Below are 18,804 nucleotides of genomic sequence, written 5' to 3' on the forward strand. Positions count from 1 at the left end.
AGGGAAATCACAATTTGTGGTTTTAGGGGGTGGCGAGGGGGATGTGATGGCGTCCGCAGTTCCGTATCTTTCCGGCTGATTCTTGAAAAAGCGGCAGGATTTACGAATTTCATGGTCAAAAATTGAAGGCCGGATAGCCAACCCTTCATTACTATCAGCCGGTGACTGATAATTTTTCTCATTACGAGGGTGGCATCATGACCATATTGCACAGTACGGATTTCTTTAAGGCCGGGATCTCGACGGTGGCTATTGAACCCCGCCTCCCTCAGTCGGCCTTTCCGGAACATCACCATGATTTCCATGAAATTGTCATCGTGGAGCAGGGCACGGGTATTCACGTCTTCAATGGTCAGCCCTATACCATCGGCGGCGGCTCAGTCTGCTTTATCCGCGATCATGACCGGCATCTTTACGAGCATACGGACAATCTGTGTCTGACCAATGTGCTCTATCGCGCGCCGGATGCGTTTCGTTTTCTCGCCGGGGTCAACCAGCTGCTGCCCCAGGAGCAGGAGGGGAACTACCCGTCGCACTGGCGGGTGAACCAGACGGTCCTGCAGCAGGTTCGGCATATCGTGGCGCAGATGGAGGCCATGGGGAGCGAAACGGATACCCATGCCGTCGCCAGCCGTGAGATCCTGTTTATGCAGCTGCTGGTGCTGTTACGTAAAAGCAGTCTTGCGGAAGAGGCTACCAACAATGATGCGCGGCTGAATCAGCTGCTGGCCTGGCTGGAAGATCATTTTGCCCAGGAGATCTGCTGGGAGGAGGTGGCGGCGCAGTTTTCGCTGTCGCTGCGTACCCTGCACCGCCAGCTGAAGCAGCAGACTGGCCTGACGCCGCAGCGCTATCTTAATCGGGTGCGCCTGATGAAGGCCCGGCACCTGCTGCGCCACAGCGATGAAAGTGTGACTGATATCGCTTTTCGCTGCGGCTTCGGCGACAGTAACCACTTTTCGACGCTTTTTCGCCGCGAATTTGACTGGTCGCCGCGCGATATCCGCCAGGGCCGCGACGCCATTCTTCAGTAACGCGAGAAGAGTCAACGTATTGCGGGTTAAAAACGCGAATAATGCGCCGTTATCCGCGTTTGGAGTGTGAGCCGTGGCCGGTCTGATTCTACGTAAAGAGGAGTTTTTCCCTTCCGCCACACAGGCAGTGGCAGTGGCCGACCGCTACCCGCAAAACGTTTTTGCCGAACATACCCATGAGTTCTGCGAGCTGGTGCTGGTGTGGCGGGGCAACGGGCTGCACGTCCTTAACGATCGCCCCTGGCGCATTACCCGCGGCGATCTGTTCTATATTCGCGCCGAAGATAAACACTCCTATGCTTCGGTCAATGATTTAGTTCTGCAGAACATCATCTATTGCCCGGAGCGGCTGCAACTTAATTTTGACTGGGCGGGAGCGATCCCTGGCCTCTTTGGCACGCCGTGGAAGCCCCACTGGCGCATGGGTAGCACAGGTATGGCTCAGGCGCGCCAGGTGATTAGCCAGCTTGAGCATGAGTGCGCCCGGCGCGACGCGCAGGGAAATGCGATGGCCGAACTGCTGTTTGCCCAGCTGGCGCTGACGTTGCAGCGCCATCGCTACGCGACGGATGATCCCGCGGCGACGCAGCGCGAAGCGCTGCTGGACAAACTGCTGGCCGCGTTGGCGGCCAGCCTCAGCCGCCCCTTTGTTCTGGAGCGTTTCTGCGAGCAGGAGGGCGGCAGCGAGCGGGCGCTACGCCAGCAGTTTCGCCAGCAAACCGGGATGACCATCAATCACTATTTACGCCAGCTGCGGATCTGCCACGCGCAGTACCTGCTGCAGCATACCGAGCGCTTAATCGGCGATATCGCCATGCAGTGCGGCTTTGAGGACAGTAACTACTTTTCGGTGGTTTTTAGCCGGGAAATCGGCATGTCGCCGGGGCAATGGCGGCAGCGCAGTCGCGCCGCCGCCTGAAAACAGTCGTTGTCTGGCTGATGAGCCGGTGGTTAACTGGCCATCCCCAGACCGACGATATTGGCGGCGATGATGATCACCACGCAGCCGAGGCTCAGGACGCTCACCGGACGACGGCCGGCGTTGTTCCACTCCTTCAGCACCAGACCCACCAGACCGCCACACAGCACGTAGAAACTCATGTGCAGCATCCAGCTCATATAGTCATACTGCGCCGGAATGCTGGCATGGCCCCAGGCATAGAAGAAGAACTGGAGATACCACATCAGGCCGCCGAGGGCGGAGAGCAACAGGTTGCTGATGATGAGCGGTTTAGCCAGCGAAAAATCGGCTTTGACTGACAGACTCTTCACTTTCGCCAGACGAATAAAGCAGAAGCCGAGATTGACCAGCGCCCCGCCGCCCATAATGACTACGTAGCTTGGCAGCGCCGCGTACAGCGGGTCGACGCCGAGCGCCGCGGCAGCGTCATGCATCGGTTTGGCGGCGTTCATCGCGAACGACATCCCTGCCGAGAAGATGCCGCACATCACCGCCAGCAGAAGCCCTTTCTTCAGATTGAACTCTTCGGCTTTGATGCCCATTTTGCGCTCTTTCAGCTGGCCCGCGCGGGTGACGATACTGACGCCAACCACCGCCACCAGCACGCCAAGCAGCGTCATTTGACCGCCCTGGGTGTGCATCAGCACCGAAAACTGACCATTAATAATCGGCGTCATCAGCGTGCCGACAATCAGCGTGATGCCAATGGCGATGCCTATTCCCATCGACATGCCGAGATAGCGCATGGTCAAGCCATAGTTGATATTACCGATACCCCACATGGCGCCGAACAGAAAGACCGGCAGCAGCGTGGAGGCGTTAAAGGAGCGGTAGTAGGCCCAGAAATCGGGTAACAGCGTGGCGCTGATGGCCCAGGGCAGGATCAGCCAGGAGACGATCCCCCCAACCGACCACATGGTTTCCCACGACCAGTGTTTTACTTTTTTGAACGGGGCATAGAAACAGGCGGCACTGGCGGCCCCTATCAAATGCCAAAAAATACCCATCGTAATCGCGTGGTTCATTGATTTTATCCTCATCTTTTTTTATCGGAGACGGCGGCTTCCGATGTGATGAGTGTAAAAATTAGCCGCTTTGGCCGCCTTCAAGCCGTTGCCACAGGATGGCGAACCCTGGCAACCATGGGCTTAATTAGTTGTTCTACATCACAAAATGACGGGTATTTCTTCTGGTTATATCCATATGAAAAATACGGCATTGATAAGCATTTTCAATACCATTTAATTAACTATAATGGACAAACTGCTTACGCGGCGTTAACACTTGAGCCGCTCGACAATAATGGAGATGATTATGAGCTATACCCTGCCATCCCTGCCGTACGCTTACGATGCTCTGGAACCGCACTTCGACAAGCAGACGATGGAGATCCATCACACTAAACACCATCAGACATACGTGAACAATGCTAACGCCGCGCTGGAAAGCCTGCCGGAGTTCGCTAACCTGTCCGCTGAAGAGCTGATCACCAAGCTGGATCAACTGCCGGCTGACAAAAAAACCGTACTGCGTAACAACGCGGGCGGCCACGCTAACCACAGCCTGTTCTGGAAAGGCCTGAAAACCGGCACCACCCTGCAGGGCGACCTGAAAGCGGCGATCGAGCGCGATTTCGGCTCTGTAGACAATTTCAAAGCGGAATTCGAAAAAGCCGCTGCGACCCGTTTCGGCTCCGGCTGGGCGTGGCTGGTACTGAAAGGTGACAAACTGGCCGTTGTCTCCACCGCCAACCAGGATTCCCCGCTGATGGGCGAAGCCATTTCCGGCGCTTCCGGCTTCCCGATCCTGGGTCTGGACGTGTGGGAACACGCTTACTACCTGAAATTCCAGAACCGTCGCCCGGACTACATCAAAGCCTTCTGGGACGTAGTGAACTGGGACGAAGCTGCAGCGCGTTTTGCCGCTAAAAAATAAGGTTGCATTGCGCTAAGAGAGAAGCGAGTCTGATGACTCGCTTTTTTTATATCTGTAGCAAGGAGAGCAGCCATGCATTATCCGGTGAATGTCTTTGTCGGCAAAATCAGGGACTACGCGGGCAGTCGCCCCAGCGCGATCGGCAAAATCCAGGTTGATGGCGAATTGCAGCTCGGCGATATCGGCCTCGATGGGGACGAGCAGGCGGAGAAGAAAATTCACGGCGGGCCGGACCGCGCGCTGTGCCACTATCCGCGCGAACACTATGCCGACTGGATCCGTGAATTCCCCCAGCAGGCCGAGCGGTTCTGCGCTCCGGCGTTCGGCGAAAACCTCTCCACCACCGGGCTCACCGAGCAAAATGTTTATATCGGCGATATCTTTCGCTGGGGCGAGGCGCTGATCCAGGTCACCCAGCCGCGATCGCCGTGCTTCAAGCTCAATTTTCATTTTGCGATCGGCGATATGGCGCAACTGGTGCAAAACAGCGGGAAGACCGGCTGGTTGTACCGGGTGATTGCCGGGGGGCAAGTCTCCAGCGATGCGCCGCTCGAGCTGGTTTCCCGGCTGAGCGATATCAGCGTCCATGAGGCCGGGGCGATTGCCTGGCAGATGCCGTTTGATGATGATCAGTACCACCGCTTATTGTCGGCTGCAGGCCTGTCGGTGAGCTGGAGCCGAACGATGCAGAAGCGGCGTTTAAGCGGCAAGATCGAGGATAGTTCGCGGAGATTGTGGGGGAACTAATCCCCCCTATTGAGTATTTCCGGGGATGCTCCCGGCTTAGCGCAGCGCAAGCCGGGATAGCATCAGGTGCGTTTATACAGCGGTAGCCAAAGGGTTAAGCGCAAACCACCCAGCGGGCTGTCGTCGGCCTTCACCCAGCCGCGGTGCTGCTGAATAGCGGTTTCGACAATCGCCAGACCCAGGCCGGTGCCGCCGGACTCGCGGTCGCGCGCCTCGTCGGTCCGGTAGAATGGCCGGAAAATCTGTTCGCGATCTTCCGGGCTGACGCCCGGGCCGTCGTCGTCGACGTTAACCGTAATCCCGTCTTTATCCACCGAGAAGCTGACGGAAATCTTCGTGTGCGAGTAGCGCAGAGCGTTGCGGACGATATTCTCCAGCGCGCTTTCCAGCGCATTGGGGTTACCGTACAGCGGCCACGGGCCCGGCGGATACTCAACGGTGAAAGATTTACCCATCTGCTCGGCTTCAAACGCCGCGTTGTCCAGCACTTCGCCCCACAGCTGATTGGCTTTCACCGTCTCGCTGACCAGGGCATTTTTTGCCTGATTACGCGACATCACCAGCAGGTCGTTGATCATGCTGTCCAGCCGGTGCGCCTCGGTTTCGATACGCTCCAGCTCCTTGCTCTCACCGCTGCGGCGACGCAGCAGGGCGGTACCCAGCTGCAGGCGCGTGAGCGGCGTGCGCAGCTCGTGCGAGATATCAGACAGCAACCGCTGTTGGCTGGTCATCATCCGCTCCAGCGCGGTGACCATCTGGTTAAAGCTGGCGCCAGCGGCTAAGAACTCCTGCGGCCCGGCTTCCAGTTCCGGATGCTGACGCAGGTTGCCCTGGGCGACTTCGTCGGCGGCGTTTTTCAGCTTACGCGCCGGTTTCGCCAGGCTCCACGCCAGCCACAGCAGCAGCGGAGCGCTGACCAGCATCGTGACGATCAGTAGCAGCAGGGGGCGGTCAAACAGCAGGTTGATAAAGTCAGATTGTGAGGTGCTGGCGGGACGAATGAGATAGAGCTGATAGTTATCCTCCCCGTCCCTGACGGAAAACGGCCCCACCATTTCCAGGCGGCCATAGCGTTTTTTCTGCGGATGATCGGCATTATCGGCCTGGCCGATAAAGTTACGAATGATCTGCATCTCGTTGCGTTCTGCGCCGATCACGCGGCCTTCGCTGGTCACCAGCAGCAGGCGTTGTCCCGGAGGCGCCCATTTATCGATGGCGCGAAACAGACGACGCCACCACATCAGATCGTTTGGCGGGTCGGTCGCCAGCTCGGCCTCGACGTGCTGTTCGATCATAATGCCCTGACGCTGCTCGCTTTCCAGCAGCTCGGTCATCTGCCGGGAGTCCAGTTTGGGCAACATCAGCACTAGCATCAACACCAGCGCCAGCGTGAGCCAGAAGATGGCGAAGATGCGTGCAGTCAAACTTCCTATCATGAAGCGGAAACCATCAGATACCCGCGACCACGCAGCGTTTTAAACCATGGATGACCATCTTTGCGCTCCGGCAGCTTACGCCGCAGGTTGGAAATATGCATATCGATGGCGCGGTCGAACGGCGTCAGGCGCTTGCCTAACACTTCCTGGCTTAAATGTTCACGCGACACTACCTGGCCGAGATGCTGCGCTAACAGATAGAGCAGGGTGAACTCGGTACCGGTGAGCTCCAGCGTCTGACCATCGAAATTGGCTTCCTGGCGGCCCGGATTCAGGCTTAAGGCATCCACTTCCAGCGTTGGCGATCCGGCTTCGGTCGTCTGCTGCTGCTCGCTCCAGTGGGAACGGCGCAGAATCGCGCGTATACGGGCCACCAGTTCGCGATCGTTGAACGGCTTAGGCAAATAGTCATCCGCGCCCAGCTCAAGGCCGAGAACGCGATCCAGCTCGCTCCCGCGCGCTGTTAGCATGATAACCGGGGTCTGGTGTGTCTGACGCAGCTCTTTCAGCGTATCGATACCGTTTTTCTTCGGCATCATCACGTCGAGCAGCAATAAATCAACGCTGTCGTCCAGAAGGGCCAGCGCCTGTTCCCCATCATGGGCCACCAGCACGTTAAAACCTTCCATATCGAGCAGCTCTTTTAACAGGGAGGTGAGCTCCCGGTCATCATCAACTAACAGGATTTTATTCATCTTTTAAATACCTCCGAGGCAGAAATTACGTCATCAAGGCCCGCTAATCCATGACTTTACGTTGTTTTACACCCCCTGACGCATGTTTGCAGCCTGAATCGTAGACTGTCTCTCGTTGAATCGCGACACAAACGTTTTGGGAGTATGTGATGCGCAATGTTATCGCTGCCGTCATGGCCTCAACGCTGGCGCTAAGTGCATATAGCCAGGCCGCTGAAGTCGTTACCAGCGTTAACTGGCTCCCCGGAGACGAAGGGGGACAGCGCGGTAGCCAGAGCCATATGTTTGACGGCATAAGTTTAACCGAGCAGCAACGTCAGCAGTTACGGGATCTTATGCAACGGGCACGCCATGATAGGCTCCCCGTTAATGTTAGCGAAATGGAGACAATGCATCGCCTTGTCACCGCAGAAAATTTTGATGAAAACGCTGTGCGCGCTCAGGCAGAAAAGATGGCGCAGGAACAGGTTGCTCGCCAGGTTGAAATGGCTAAGGTCCGCAACCAGATGTACCACCTGCTTACGCCAGAGCAGCAAGCGGTTTTAAATGCTAAGCACCAGCAACGTATGGATCAGTTGCGTGAGGTTGCAAGGATGCAGAAAGGCTCAGCAATGATGCTTTCGAGTAGTAGCAACACCCTGCAACCCCAGTAACAAACCCTGTTTTCCTTGCCATAGACACCATCCCTGTCTTCCCCCACATGATGTGGGGGTTTTTTTTGCCCTTTTTTCGGCAAATCAACTTCTTCGCGTATCCCGTGAGCGTCACAAGTTCAGGTTATACTAAGCGCATTGCAGGAGAAGGAGCCTATATGAATCAATCTTATGGCCGGTTGGTCAGCCGCGCCGCTATCGCCGCGACGGCCATGGCCTCCGCGTTACTTTTGATCAAAATTTTTGCGTGGTGGTATACCGGTTCAGTCAGTATTCTGGCTGCGCTGGTGGATTCACTGGTGGATATTGCCGCCTCGCTGACCAACCTGCTGGTGGTTCGCTATTCGCTGCAACCTGCTGATGAAGAACATACCTTTGGCCACGGCAAAGCGGAATCGCTGGCGGCGCTGGCGCAAAGCATGTTTATCTCCGGCTCGGCGCTGTTTCTGTTTCTCACCGGCATTCAGCACCTGGTGCGTCCGGAGCCGCTGCAGGCCGCCGGCGTCGGGGTCGTCGTCACGTTGATCGCCTTGTTCAGCACGCTGGCGCTGGTGACCTTCCAGCGTTGGGTGGTGCGAAAAACCCAGAGCCAGGCGGTGCGGGCAGATATGCTTCATTATCAGTCTGATGTTATGATGAACGGCGCTATTCTGGTGGCGCTGGGCCTTTCCTGGTATGGCTGGCATCGCGCCGATGCGTTGTTTGCATTAGGAATTGGCATCTATATTTTATATAGCGCGCTGCGGATGGGCTATGAGGCGGTTCAGTCACTACTCGACCGCGCCTTGCCTGACGAGGAGCGTCAGGACATTATCACCATCGTGACCGCATGGCCCGGCATCCGCGGGGCGCACGATCTACGAACGCGGCAGTCAGGGCCGACCCGCTTTATTCAGATTCATTTGGAAATGGAAGATAACCTCCCGCTGGTGCAAGCCCACGTGATTGCAGACCAGGTGGAGCAGGCGATTCTGCGCCGTTTCCCGGGTTCCGATGTCATTATCCATCAGGATCCCAGTTCTGTAGTGCCAGCGGCGCAGCAGGGCTTTTTTGAGCGTTAGGTTATAGTCTGTAAACTCGATGTAAAAATGTGGGGCAGATCGGCATTTTTTGTATAAATTACCGCCGTTTGGTCTGACCTGAATCAATTCAGCTTGAGGCGTTTGATATACTATTGTCATTAGCGTCGTGCACTCCTGGTGAGGGAGCGCTTCAGGCAACAGAATTATTTTTTGCTTCCTAAGTTCAGAGGTAGTCATGATTAAGAAAATCGGTGTGTTGACAAGTGGCGGTGATGCGCCGGGCATGAACGCAGCAATTCGTGGCGTTGTGCGCGCGGCATTAACGGAAGGTCTGGAAGTTTTTGGAATCTATGACGGTTACCTCGGATTGTATGAAGACCGTATGGTTCAGCTCGACCGTTACAGCGTTTCCGACATGATCAACCGCGGCGGCACCTTCCTGGGCTCCGCTCGCTTCCCGGAATTCCGCGAAGAACACATTCGCGCTGTGGCTATCGAAAACATGAAGAAGCGCGGCCTGGACGCGCTGGTGGTTATCGGTGGTGACGGGTCCTATATGGGCGCAATGCGCCTGACCGAGATGGGCTTCCCGTGCATCGGCCTGCCTGGCACCATCGACAACGATATCAAAGGCACTGACTACACCATCGGCTTTTTCACCGCCCTGAGCACCGTGGTGGAAGCGATTGACCGTCTGCGCGACACCTCTTCTTCACACCAGCGTATCTCCGTGGTGGAAGTGATGGGCCGTTACTGCGGCGACCTGACCCTGGCGGCGGCGATTGCCGGCGGCTGTGAGTTCATCATGGTGCCGGAAGTGGAATACACCCGTGACGATCTGGTCGCTGAAATCAAAGCCGGTATCGCGAAAGGGAAAAAACACGCTATCGTGGCGATTACCGAGCACATGTGCGACGTTGACGAGCTGGCAAGCTACATCGAGAAAGAAACCGGCCGTGAAACTCGCGCTACCGTTCTTGGCCACATTCAGCGTGGCGGTTCCCCGGTTCCTTACGACCGTATCCTGGCTTCCCGTATGGGCGCTTATGCGATTGAACTGCTGCTGCAGGGACAAGGCGGTCGTTGCGTCGGCATCCAGAACGAGAAGCTGGTGCACCACGATATTATCGATGCCATCGAGAACATGAAGCGTCCGTTCAAGAACGACTGGCTGGATTGCGCGAAGAAACTGTACTAAGTTGCGCGTCGGATAAACAAAAGGCCTTCTCATGGAGAAGGCCTTTTTTATGGCGGAGGGTTTATTCGATATCCAGCGGGTCTTCCGACAGGATCATCCCGGTGTTATCGGCATACAGATGGTCGCCGGAGAAGAAGGTCACCCCGCCGAAATTGACGCGCACGTCGCTTTCGCCGATGCCTTCGCCAGCTGCGCCGACCGGAATTGCCGCCAGCGCCTGGATGCCGATGTCCAGTTCCTCAAGGTCGTCCACCTGGCGCACCGCGCCATAGACCACTAACCCTTCCCATTCATTCTGTACGGCGAGACGCGCCAGGTCGGCGTCAATTAACGCGCGTCGTACTGAGCCGCCGCCGTCGATCAGGAGAATATGACCACGGCCATTCTGCTCGAGCAGATCATAGAGCAACCCGTTATCCTCGAAACATTTTACCGTAATGATTTGTCCACCAAACGACGACCGTCCTCCAAAGTTAGAGAACAGCGGTTCCACGACGTTGACATCTTCCTGGTAGATGTCACAAAGCTCGGAAGTATCGTATTTCATAGGCTTAACGTTCAGTTGCTGCGAGAGTTTTTAGTATATCCCGCGAATCCCATTGTTGGCAAAATCATCAATTGTTAATTGATATTTGTCAGTTAAGCCATCAGCTTACTGGCAATAATTCCGATGACAAACAGCAGGTTGGTCAGTAAGGCCCCTTTAACCGTCTTTTCGAGCATCGGCCGCATCGCTACCGGATCAGGTTCGCGCAGGACGTAGCGCGCCTGTTTGACCAGCAGCGGCGTGGCGAGAATAAACAGCCAGCCCCACACAGAATGCAGCGCCAGCAGATTAAACAGCGCCAGGCACAGCAGGGAGCCGAACAGCAGGCAAGCATGATAGCGACGGGCATTGACCGGCCCCAGGCGCACGGCGAGGGTGTTTTTTCCGTTCTGGCGATCGCTATCAATATCCCGCAGATTATTGATGTTCAGCACGGCAGTCGCCAGCAAACCGCAGGCCGTCGCCGGCAGAAAAATGGCGGCTTCCACATTGTGCGCTTGCAGATACCAGCTGCCGAGGACGCTCAACCAGCCGAAGAAAATGAGTACCGAGATATCACCCAGGCCAATATATCCATACGGGCGGGTGCCCACCGTGTAGGTGATGGCGGCCACGATGGACAGGCCACCCAGCACAAGGAAGCCGATAAAATCGCCGACGCTCTGCCAGGCGGCGCACAGCAGCGCCAGACCAAACAGACAGATGAGTGCGACGGTGACGATGAGGGCGCGCTTCATCTGCTGGGGGGTAATCACCCCTTTCTGCATGCCGCGCAGCGGCCCGATGCGATCGGGTTTATCACTGCCCTTGACCGCGTCGCCGTAGTCATTGGCCAGATTAGAAAGAATTTGCAGCAAGCCGGCGGTGATCAGCGCCAGCAGAGCAACCCAGGGATCAAAATGGCCCTGCTGCCAGGCAAGGGTGGTGCCAACAATAATCGCGGCAAACGCCAGCGGTAACGTTTTAGGACGCAGGCTTTCCAGCCACGCCTGAGAACGGCTGATATCAGTCATAGTTATTTTAGCCAATAAAAATGGGGGCTATAGCCCCCATCAACAGTGATGAAAATGCATTGCACCGGATTATAGGATAAAACGGCTCAGATCTTCATCTGCCACCAGAACATCCAGGTGTTTACTCACATATTCGGCATCGATAATGACGGTCTGGCCGTTCATCTCGCTGGCATCATAGGAAATATCTTCCACCAGACGCTCCAGCACGGTGTGCAGGCGACGCGCACCGATGTTCTCGGTGGTTTCGTTTACCTGCCACGCGGCCTGGGCGATACGCTTGATACCGTCTTCGGTGAAATCGATGCTCACCCCTTCGGTCGCCATCAGCGCTTTGTACTGCACGGTGATGGAGGCGTTCGGCTCGGTCAGGATGCGCTCGAAGTCATGGGTGGTCAGCGCCTTCAGCTCAACGCGGATCGGCAGACGCCCCTGCAGCTCAGGGATCAGATCGGACGGACTGGCCACCTGGAACGCACCGGAGGCGATAAACAGGATGTGGTCGGTCTTAACCATCCCGTGTTTGGTGGAGACGGTGCAGCCTTCAACCAGCGGCAGCAGATCGCGCTGTACGCCTTCACGAGACACGTCCGGGCCGGAGGAGTTGCCGCCGCGCTTACAGATTTTGTCGATTTCGTCGATAAAGACGATACCGTGCTGCTCTACAGCGTCGATGGCTTCCTGCTTCAGCTCTTCCGGGTTGACCAGCTTGGCCGCTTCTTCTTCAATCAGCAGCTTCATCGCGTCTTTGATTTTCAGCTTACGCGGTTTCTGCTTCTGGCCGCCGAGGTTCTGGAACATGGACTGCAGCTGGCTGGTCATCTCTTCCATGCCCGGAGGGGACATGATTTCAACGCCCATCGGCGCCGCAGCGAGATCGATTTCAATCTCTTTATCGTCCAGCTGGCCTTCACGCAGTTTCTTGCGGAACGCCTGGCGCGCAGCAGAGGGTTCCTGCGGCTGTTCAGCCTGGCCCCAGTTGTTTTTCGCCGGTGGGATCAGCACGTCAAGTACGCGCTCTTCCGCCAGCTCTTCCGCGCGGTAACGGTTCTTATCGATGGACTGCATGCGAACCATTTTGATCGCCGCATCGGTCAGATCGCGGATGATCGAGTCCACTTCTTTACCAACATAGCCTACTTCGGTGAACTTGGTCGCTTCAACTTTAATGAACGGCGCGTTGGCCAGTTTCGCCAGACGACGGGCGATCTCGGTTTTACCGACGCCGGTTGGGCCGATCATCAGAATGTTTTTCGGCGTGACTTCATGACGCAGCTCTTCGTTAAGCTGCATCCGGCGCCAGCGGTTACGCAGGGCGATAGCAACAGAACGCTTGGCGGCGTCCTGGCCGATAATGTGTTTGTCCAGTTCGCTGACAATTTCGCGTGGGGTCATTTCAGACATGGGAGATCCTTACGCTTTAGAAGGTAATTCTTCGATGGTGTGGAAATGGTTGGTATAGATGCAGATATCACCTGCAATATCCAACGCTTTCTCGGCGATGTCGCGCGCGCCCATATCGGTGTTTTCCAACAGCGCGCGGGCCGCGGCCTGGGCGTAAGGACCGCCGGAGCCGATAGCAATCAAATCGTTTTCTGGCTGTACCACGTCGCCGTTACCGGTGATGATAAGCGACGCGTTTTCGTCCGCGACGGCCAGCAGCGCTTCCAGCTTGCGCAACATCCGATCGGTTCGCCAGTCTTTGGCCAGCTCAACGGCGGCCTTCACCAGATGGCCCTGGTGCATTTCCAGTTTACGTTCAAACAGTTCGAACAGCGTGAAGGCGTCAGCGGTGCCGCCAGCAAAACCGGCAATCACTTTGTCGTTATACAGACGACGCACTTTCTTCACGTTGCCCTTCATCACGGTGTTGCCCAGCGTGGCCTGGCCATCACCGGCAATAACAACATGGCCGTTACGGCGAACACTTACAATTGTAGTCACGAGCAGACCCCTTGGTTGCAAAAGCGGAACAGGGGCCCCGCGCTGTCCGCGGGGCCGAATGCAATTATAGATGGGGGGGATTTTGAGGGTTTCAACCCCTGGCGGCGAGACGAATGCAGTTCGCGTGTCCGGCCATCTTCAGACGGGTGATCATCTCGTTGGCGCTTTCTTTGCCTTTCAGCGGACCAATGACTACGCGGTTCCAGCCGTTATTAGTGGTGATGTGCGAAGCGAACCCTTCGAAAGCCAACTGAGCGCGGACGGTTTCGGCCTGCTCGGCACCTTTAAAGGAGCCGCACTGGATCATCCAGCTACGATCGTCTTTCTTCTCGGCGGCTGCGGCTTTCGGCGCTTCCTCCACGCGGGTCACCGGCGCAGCGGCCTGCGTACGTGGCTGCGTGGTATTGGTATGCGCCGGCGTCTGCAACAGATCCTGGTACGGCTGCTGGTTCGACGCGGTCTGCTTCGGCTGTTGCTGCTGCACTGGCTTCGGCTGCTGGACGCGCGGCTGCTGCTGCACGGTCTGCGGCTGAGTTTGCGCCCACTGCTGCTGCTGTGCCTGCTGCTGTTGCTGTTGCTGTGCTAAACGCTGACGCTGCAGCGTCTGCTGGCGCTGCGCCGGGGTTTGTTCGTTCCACGGCACTTCGGTCAGCTGGGTTGGCTGCTGGCGCATATCGGCCTGCATCTGAGCGAGCAGCTGGCGCTGCTCGTCGGTCAGCTGTTCCGGTTTCATCACCTCGCCACCGGCAGTCGGTTCGGTCGGCGCGCGAACGCCAGGCTGGCGACTTTCCAGCTCTTTGATATAGCGCCAGCGCTCTTCCGGTTTTGGCGGCAAGCCGTTACCGGCGGCCTGGCGATTTTGCATCGCTTCCGCTTCTTCTTTCTTATGGTGCGTAATGAAATAAAGTCCACCGATAAAGGCCACCAGCACAGCCGCCGCGATCGCCACCATAGCCGGTGAAATCGCCGGAAGGCTGCTTTGCTTATTCCTTGAGCTTCGGGTCGTGCTCTTTTTGCGCCGCGAAGAAGCCGGTTGGCTGCGGCGTACATAATCTCGTTGTGCCACTATCGTTTCGCTGTCTTATATTCGTTCGTCAGCCCGCCATGTTACTTAAGCGGCGGGCCTTTGACCAGAAGAGCAGGCCCGAAAGCCTGATGGTTATCGTCTGATTTTTTGCGTACTGCCGCGAACAATCAGTTCGCAGTCGAGCAGACGCGAGCCGCTGTTCACGTTATGACCCTGCATTTGCTCAAGTAATAGCAGCATTCCTTCACGGCCGATATCAAAACGCGGCTGTGAAACGGTGGTCAACGGCGGATCGCAAAATTCAGACAACGCGATGTTATCGAAGCCGACAATCGACAGGTCGTCCGGCACCTTCAGGCCGCGGCGTTTCGCCAGCGACAAGGCGCCCAGCGCCATCACATCACTATGGCAGAAGACCGCGGTGGGCGGTATCGGCTGTGACAGCAGCTGCTCCAGCGCATTGGCGCCGGCTTCGAAGGTAAAGTTGCCGCGAGCGATATAGTGCGGATCGACGGTGATACCGCTGCGGCGCAGCGCCTGCACATAACCCTGCAGGCGATAATGGCACAGCGGCATATCTTCCGGGCCGGCGATACAGCCGATACGCTGGTGTCCCAGCTCGTGGAGATAGTTCACCGCGTTAAAGGCCGCCGTCAGGTTATCGATATGGACGGTGGGCAGTTCCAGCTCCGGCGCGAATTCGTTCGACATAACCATCGGCGGCAAATTGCGCTGCTCTTCCACGCTGGCGTCGAACGGCAGGCGCGAGCTGAGCAGCACCATGCCGTCGATCTGCTTGGTGATGATAAGGTCGATAAAGGTTTTTTCTTTCTGGTTCTGGTGGGCGCAATCGCCGATTAACACCAGATAACCGTGCTCGGCGGCAGTGACTTCAATTCCGCGGATGACTTCACTAAAAAAGGGATCGCAGATATCCGGCACGATCACGAGGATCGTCCGCGATTCGTTGCGCTTCATATTTCGCCCGAGCGACTGCGGTAAATAGCCGACTTCCAGCGCCGCCTGTTCGACCCGGCTACGGGTGGCTTGCGACACCTTATCAGGGTTCATCAACGCTCGGGACACGGTTGCCGTGGAAACGTTTGCTTTGAGAGCGACGTCTTTCATGGTGGCGGCAACCACTTGTTTTTTGGGCTTCACCTGGTTTCTCCTCGCTGAATGGCGCTGACATTTCCCTTGCGCGCTAACTGCTGCATCATTTTTATCAGATAGTCGCGGCAGTGAGTTACAGAATTTTCATGAAAAACGTGATGCTTGTTGAATTTTTCGATCCGGCTCGCAAGAGAAGCCTTACCCTTCAATAGGATCGACATCCAGCACCCATTTCACTTTTCTCGCCTCCGGTAGCGTATTGATTAACGCCAGCGTACCGCTGACGATGTGCTGCAGGCGCACCCGCGAAGGATGCTGCAGTAATATTTGCCAGCGCCAGCGGCCGCCGCGCTTCGGCGCCAGCGCCGGAACCGGACCGAGCACCCACAGTTTATCGTCGGCCAGCGGGCTGGCCTGCAGTAGATTGCGCAATTGCTGTAAAAACAGCGGCGCCTGCTGGTTGTTATGGTCTTCAGCGCGAATCAACACGTGGCTGGTCCACGGCGGTAGCTGCATTGTCTGCCGCTCTGCCAGCGCCTGCTCGGCAAAAGCGTCGTAGCCTTTATACAGCAGGGTCTGCAGCAGAGGATGCTCCGGATGGTGGGTTTGCAGGATCACTTCGCCCTGTTTTCCTGCCCTGCCCGCTCGTCCGGAGACCTGGGTATAGAGCTGAGCGAAACGCTCTGCGGAGCGGAAATCAGCGGAAAACAGTGCCCCGTCGACGTCCAGCAGGGAGACGAGGGTCACGTCCGGGAAGTGGTGGCCTTTGGCCAGCATTTGGGTGCCGATCAAAATACGCGCGCCGCCGCGATGGACCGCGGCGAGATGTTCCTCAAGCGCCCCTTTACGGCTGGTGGTATCGCGGTCGATACGCGAGATAGGCACGCCAGGGAACAGCGGCGTCAGGGACTGCTCCAGTTGCTCGGTGCCGATACCCACCGGCACCAGATGTGTGGAACCGCAGGAAGGGCACTGGCGCGGGATAGGGCGCTGACTGTCGCAATGGTGGCAGCGCAGATGGTGCTGCGCCTGGTGCAACGTATAATAGCTGTCGCAGCGCGGGCACTCCGCGATCCAGCCGCAGTCGTGGCACAGCAGCGCCGGCGCAAAGCCGCGGCGGTTAAGGAACAGGATCACCTGGTTATCCGCCTGCAGATGCTGGCGCATGCGGTTGATCAGCGCGGGTGACAGACCCGCCTGCAGCACCTGTCCTTTCAGGTCGAGCACGTGCTGCTGGGCTGGACGCGCATTGCCCGCGCGTTTGCTTAAGGTTAACTGCCGATATTTGCCCTGGCGGACGTTGTGCAGGGTCTCCAGCGCCGGCGTCGCCGAGCCGAGAATAATCGGGATCTGTTCGCTGTGAGCGCGCCATACCGCCAGGTCGCGGGCGTGGTAGCGCCAGCCCTCCTGCTGTTTGTAGGAGCTGTCATGCTCTTCATCGATGACGATGACGCCGAGATCTTTAAACGGGGTAAACAGCGAGGAGCGAGTGCCTATCACAATGGCCGCTTCGCCGTTTTTCGCCTTCAGCCAGGCCGAGAGACGTTCGCTGTCATTGAGTCCGGAGTGCAGCACTTCCACCGGCGCATTAAAGCGCTGGCGAAAACGGGCGATAGTTTGCGGCGTCAGGCCGATCTCCGGCACCATCACCAGCGCCTGGCGCCCCTGCGCCAGTACATTCTCCAGCACGCTCAAGTAGACTTCCGTTTTCCCTGAGCCCGTGATGCCAGCCAGTAGCCAGGCGGAGAAGCGATCGGCAGCGCTGTGGATCGCCCCGACGGCGGTGGCCTGTTCGGTATTCAGACGCAGGCGCTCGCCGGCAACCGAATACGTGCTGCGCCAGTCGGTGAGGACGGGCGCTTCACAGGCCAGCTCCGCCAGCCCTTTGCCACGCAGCGCCTGCAGCGCCGCTTCATTAAATTCCAGTTCGCTAACCTGATGACGCCAGATCTTTCCCTGGCGCAGCGCCGCCAGCGCCTGCTGCTGCTTTGGGGAGCGTTTCAGAGCGTTGAGGTCGACAGCCTGCCCCTGCTCGGTGGCGAACCAGTACCACAGAGGCGTAGCGCTGGCGGGTTTGCCCTGGCGCAGCAGAATGGGCAGCGCATGGAACAGCACATCGCCAATCGGATGATGGTAATACTCAGCCGCCCACATCAGCAGTCGCCAGACGGTGCCGGAGAAGACCGGCTCGTCGTCCAGCGCTTCGGCGACCGGTTTGAGTTCATCCAGCGGCAGCTCGCTGCGCTCGCTCACCGCCGCGACAATGCCGATCCGCTCCTGTTTGCCGAACGGCACCCGCACCCGACAGCCCGCTTTGACCGCCATGCCATCAGGCAGCAGATAGTCAAAGGTGCGCGGTAGCGGAACGGGTAGGGCAACGTGGGCGACGGGCATGTCATCTTCCTGACTTGAAATCTGGCGGGATAGTATACACATTACGATAAGGCGGCGCGGATCAGTTTGCATATGCTGGTCAAATTCTGTATGATTCGCCGCCTTCAATGCACTTTATACCGCATTGGAGATTGACCATTACCGTACGCTTCGCGCTGTCAGCAGCGTGGAAGACGACGGGAAATTATTAATATCGCGTGGTGTCTGGCGTTAGGGCTGGAAGAGCGACGCGGCCTTAACTGAGGTTCTCCCATGAAAAAAGGTATTCACCCAAAATACGAAGAAATTACTGCTACCTGTTCTTGCGGTAATGTCATGAAAATCCGTTCCACCGTTGGTCACGACCTGAACCTCGACGTGTGCGGTAAATGCCACCCGTTCTTCACCGGCAAACAGCGTGATGTTGCTACCGGTGGCCGTGTTGACCGCTTCAACAAGCGCTTCAGCATCCCGGGCAGCAAGTAAGTTGCCAGAAGAAGCCGCCTCAGGGCGGCTTTTTTGTGCCTCTCGCCAGCCTGAGCGGGACACAAAAAAGGGCGGAAGATTGCTTCCGCCCTTTTTATCAACTCAGTATTCCCACGTATCCGGGTCGATCCCCAGTTCACGCATAATCTCTTTCGCCGCTTCCGGGATCTCATCGCTGCGCTCTTTACGCAGGTCTTCATCGTTAGGCAACGGTTGTCCGGTAAAGGCATGCAGGAACGCTTCGCACAGCAGCTCGCTGTTGGTCGCGTGACGCAGGTTGTTCACCTGACGACGCGTGCGTTCATCGGTGAGGATTTTTAACACCTTCAGAGGAATGGAAACCGTAATTTTCTTTACTTGCTCACTCTTCTTACCGTGCTCAGCGTATGGGCTGATATATTCGCCGCTCCATTCAGCCATGAGATACCTTAATCCTCTGTTTATTAGTGAAGGGCCAGAATATTCCGCCCGGGCTATAATTGCGCGTAGTTTACCGTATGAGCGCGCTTTCTAACATGAGATAAGCCGCTACCGACGTGCGCTAATGCATATAATTTTAACGGCTATTTGCACTTTGCTCAATCTATACGCAAAGAAGTTTAGATGTCCAGATGTATTGA

Annotated in this window: 19 protein-coding genes; 8 read left to right on the forward strand and 11 right to left on the reverse strand. The window is 57.0% G+C overall.

Translation table 11 applies throughout. The annotated features are described in order from the left end of the window. Nucleotides 1-197 precede the first annotated feature (197 nt). Nucleotides 198-1,034 (forward strand): HTH-type transcriptional activator RhaS, encoded by an 837-nt coding sequence (rhaS, locus tag CWM58_RS24705; protein ID WP_061156241.1) that lies wholly within the window; start codon nt 198-200, stop codon nt 1,032-1,034. A gap of 73 nt (nt 1,035-1,107) precedes the next feature. Then, on the forward strand, nt 1,108-1,953 hold the full coding sequence (gene rhaR, locus CWM58_RS24710) for an HTH-type transcriptional activator RhaR (protein WP_002882891.1): 846 nt from the start codon (nt 1,108-1,110) through the stop codon (nt 1,951-1,953). A gap of 32 nt (nt 1,954-1,985) precedes the next feature. On the opposite strand, the gene rhaT is transcribed toward rhaR, so the two are convergent. Beyond that, a complete protein-coding gene (gene rhaT, locus CWM58_RS24715; protein ID WP_100682024.1) occupies nt 1,986-3,020 on the reverse strand; it encodes an L-rhamnose/proton symporter RhaT in 1,035 nt (344 codons plus the stop codon). 289 nt (nt 3,021-3,309) lie between these two features. Between rhaT and sodA the strand changes: the two genes are divergently transcribed. Together sodA and yiiM are read left to right on the forward strand one after the other, a co-directional pair. Further along, on the forward strand, nt 3,310-3,930 hold the full coding sequence (gene sodA, locus CWM58_RS24720) for a superoxide dismutase [Mn] (RefSeq protein ID WP_004203668.1): 621 nt from the start codon (nt 3,310-3,312) through the stop codon (nt 3,928-3,930). Between the two features lie 72 nt (nt 3,931-4,002). Continuing rightward, nucleotides 4,003-4,677, forward strand: coding sequence for a 6-hydroxyaminopurine reductase (gene yiiM / locus CWM58_RS24725; protein ID WP_061156239.1), 675 nt, complete (start codon nt 4,003-4,005; stop codon nt 4,675-4,677). A gap of 62 nt (nt 4,678-4,739) precedes the next feature. On the opposite strand, the gene cpxA is transcribed toward yiiM, so the two are convergent. Continuing rightward, on the reverse strand, nt 4,740-6,113 hold the full coding sequence (cpxA, locus tag CWM58_RS24730; protein ID WP_061156238.1) for an envelope stress sensor histidine kinase CpxA: 1,374 nt from the start codon (nt 6,111-6,113) through the stop codon (nt 4,740-4,742). After that, nucleotides 6,110-6,808 carry an envelope stress response regulator transcription factor CpxR gene (gene cpxR / locus CWM58_RS24735; protein ID WP_002882901.1) on the reverse strand — a complete coding sequence of 233 codons (699 nt, stop codon included), beginning with the start codon at nt 6,806-6,808 and terminating at the stop codon, nt 6,110-6,112. Before cpxR ends, cpxA begins: the two co-directional genes overlap by 4 nt. A 149-nt stretch (nt 6,809-6,957) precedes the next feature. Here cpxR and cpxP point away from each other — a divergent pair, with 149 nt between their 5' ends. The 3 genes from cpxP (at nt 6,958) to pfkA (ending at nt 9,681) form a co-directional block, all read left to right on the forward strand. Continuing rightward, a complete protein-coding gene (gene cpxP, locus CWM58_RS24740; RefSeq protein ID WP_004178004.1) occupies nt 6,958-7,461 on the forward strand; it encodes a cell-envelope stress modulator CpxP in 504 nt (167 codons plus the stop codon). A 158-nt stretch (nt 7,462-7,619) separates the two neighbouring features. Continuing rightward, a complete protein-coding gene (gene fieF / locus CWM58_RS24745) occupies nt 7,620-8,522 on the forward strand; it encodes a CDF family cation-efflux transporter FieF (RefSeq protein ID WP_008807873.1) in 903 nt (300 codons plus the stop codon). A 196-nt stretch (nt 8,523-8,718) separates the two neighbouring features. Then, nucleotides 8,719-9,681, forward strand: coding sequence for a 6-phosphofructokinase (gene pfkA / locus CWM58_RS24750; protein WP_061156237.1), 963 nt, complete (start codon nt 8,719-8,721; stop codon nt 9,679-9,681). Nucleotides 9,682-9,742: 61 nt separating this feature from the next. Here pfkA and rraA read toward each other — a convergent pair whose 3' ends face one another. The 7 genes from rraA to priA form a co-directional block, all read right to left on the reverse strand. Beyond that, nucleotides 9,743-10,228: a ribonuclease E activity regulator RraA gene (rraA, locus tag CWM58_RS24755; RefSeq protein WP_002882913.1), complete on the reverse strand. Its 486-nt coding sequence runs from the start codon at nt 10,226-10,228 to the stop codon at nt 9,743-9,745. Nucleotides 10,229-10,320: 92 nt separating this feature from the next. Next, nucleotides 10,321-11,241: a 1,4-dihydroxy-2-naphthoate polyprenyltransferase gene (gene menA, locus CWM58_RS24760; RefSeq protein ID WP_061156236.1), complete on the reverse strand. Its 921-nt coding sequence runs from the start codon at nt 11,239-11,241 to the stop codon at nt 10,321-10,323. Nucleotides 11,242-11,310: 69 nt separating this feature from the next. Further along, a complete protein-coding gene (gene hslU / locus CWM58_RS24765) occupies nt 11,311-12,645 on the reverse strand; it encodes an HslU--HslV peptidase ATPase subunit (RefSeq protein ID WP_061156235.1) in 1,335 nt (444 codons plus the stop codon). 9 nt (nt 12,646-12,654) lie between these two features. Continuing rightward, nucleotides 12,655-13,185 (reverse strand): ATP-dependent protease subunit HslV, encoded by a 531-nt coding sequence (hslV, locus tag CWM58_RS24770; RefSeq protein WP_002882918.1) that lies wholly within the window; start codon nt 13,183-13,185, stop codon nt 12,655-12,657. 91 nt (nt 13,186-13,276) lie between these two features. Beyond that, nucleotides 13,277-14,251: a cell division protein FtsN gene (gene ftsN, locus CWM58_RS24775; protein WP_100682025.1), complete on the reverse strand. Its 975-nt coding sequence runs from the start codon at nt 14,249-14,251 to the stop codon at nt 13,277-13,279. Between the two features lie 93 nt (nt 14,252-14,344). Continuing rightward, nucleotides 14,345-15,373 (reverse strand): DNA-binding transcriptional regulator CytR, encoded by a 1,029-nt coding sequence (gene cytR / locus CWM58_RS24780; RefSeq protein WP_061156233.1) that lies wholly within the window; start codon nt 15,371-15,373, stop codon nt 14,345-14,347. A 150-nt stretch (nt 15,374-15,523) separates the two neighbouring features. Further along, nucleotides 15,524-17,719: a primosomal protein N' gene (gene priA / locus CWM58_RS24785; protein ID WP_061156232.1), complete on the reverse strand. Its 2,196-nt coding sequence runs from the start codon at nt 17,717-17,719 to the stop codon at nt 15,524-15,526. Nucleotides 17,720-17,971: 252 nt separating this feature from the next. On the opposite strand from priA, the gene rpmE reads away from it, so the two are divergent. Beyond that, nucleotides 17,972-18,184, forward strand: coding sequence for a 50S ribosomal protein L31 (gene rpmE, locus CWM58_RS24790; RefSeq protein ID WP_008807868.1), 213 nt, complete (start codon nt 17,972-17,974; stop codon nt 18,182-18,184). Nucleotides 18,185-18,286: 102 nt separating this feature from the next. Here the strand turns inward: rpmE and metJ are convergent, their stop codons facing one another. Next, the gene (metJ, locus tag CWM58_RS24795) at nt 18,287-18,604 is read right to left on the reverse strand and encodes a met regulon transcriptional regulator MetJ (protein WP_004107547.1); all 318 of its coding nucleotides are present in this window, start codon (nt 18,602-18,604) and stop codon (nt 18,287-18,289) included. Nucleotides 18,605-18,804 lie beyond the last annotated feature (200 nt).

This window comes from Klebsiella sp. H-Nf2 (assembly GCF_002806645.1).
GTDB lineage: Bacteria > Pseudomonadota > Gammaproteobacteria > Enterobacterales > Enterobacteriaceae > Klebsiella > Klebsiella variicola.